The following is a 1274-nucleotide window of genomic DNA, read 5'->3' as shown; positions in this document are numbered from 1 at the left end:
TGAGATCGTGATGCGGCTGACCAGCAACGAGCCGCACGCGTCGGCGGTGCTCGACCGTGTGCCGGAGCCGATCGCCTGCCTGGACGCGGCGGGGGTGGTGACGGGGTGGAACGCCGCGGCGGTGCGGTTGTTCGGCTGGTCGGCGGCCGAGGCCGTCGGCCGGCCGGTCAGCGAGCTGATCAGCCCCGAGCGGGTGCGCGGCGACTGCGAGCGGCTCCTGCGCGGGGTACGCCAGGGCGACGCCTCGGCCCGGGAGGTGCACCGGCTGGAGCTGGCCGCCGCCGACCGTGCAGGACGGGAGTTTCCCGCCGAGCTGGTCGCGCAGGTCCACGCCGGGCCGATCTGTCAGGTGGTGCTGCACGACGTCGGTGACCGCGACGAGATCCGGCGGCAGCTCGAAGGCGAGCAGCTGTTCCTGCGGGCGCTGGTGGACAGCCTGGACGTCAAGATCGGCGCCTGTGACAGCGACGGCCGGGTGGTCCTGGTCAACCAGCCGCTGCGGCAGGGGACCCACGCGCCCTGGCCCGAGGTGCACGTCCAGGACGCAGGCGAGGTCTTCGAGGTGTTCACCGCCGACGGGCGCACGCCGTTGCGCGGGGACCAGGTGCCGCTGGCGCGGGCGCTGGCCGGCGAACACATCGACGGCCAGCAGATCATCGCCCGGCTACCGGGTGAGGAACCGCGCTGCTTCGCCGTCAACGGCCGCCCGATCGACGCTCCCGGCGGGCGCCGCCTGGGCGCGGTGGTGGCCCTGCACGACATCACCGCCCAGCATCGGGTCCAGGTGCTGCGCTCGACTCAGCATGCCGTGGCCCAGGTGCTGGCGGACGCCGCCTCCGCCCAGGAGGCCGCCGGCGGGGTGGTCGCCGCGGTCACCGGGGCGCTGGGGTGGACCTACGGCGAGTACTGGCAGGTCGACGAGGACGGAGAGGCCGAAAATGGGGGGTCCATCGCTTCCATCGCTTTCTGGAGCCGGCCCGGACGGGACCTGTCGGCCTTCACCGACGGCCAGCCGACGACCTTCGCCCGGGGACAGGACCTGCCCGGACTGGCCTGGGAGCGCGGGGAACCGGTCTGGATCGGCGACATGGCGGCCGAGTCCCGTGACTTCTCCCGCCTGCAGGGCGCCGTGCGGGCCGGCCTGCGCTCGGCCATGGCCCTGCCGGTGCGCAGCGGCGGCCACGTGCTGGGCGTGCTGATCTTCGGCACGGACCGTCCCCAGCCGCCCGACGACGACCTGGTCGAGCTGCTGGACGGGGTGTGCGCCCATCTGG

The 1274-nt window shown here is 74.2% G+C and carries 1 protein-coding gene; it reads left to right on the top strand.

Annotation, left to right across the window (positions count from 1 at the left end; all coding sequences use genetic code 11):
* Positions 1 to 1274: PAS domain-containing protein (locus tag IEZ07_RS35235; RefSeq protein ID WP_191898765.1), on the top strand; the 1274-nt coding region annotated here is incomplete at both ends.

The organism is Planomonospora parontospora, from assembly GCA_014647935.1.
Lineage (GTDB): Bacteria > Actinomycetota > Actinomycetes > Streptosporangiales > Streptosporangiaceae > Planomonospora > Planomonospora parontospora.
The sequence above is the reverse complement of the archived record's forward strand: the minus strand, read 5'-3'. Positions and strand labels throughout refer to the sequence as shown.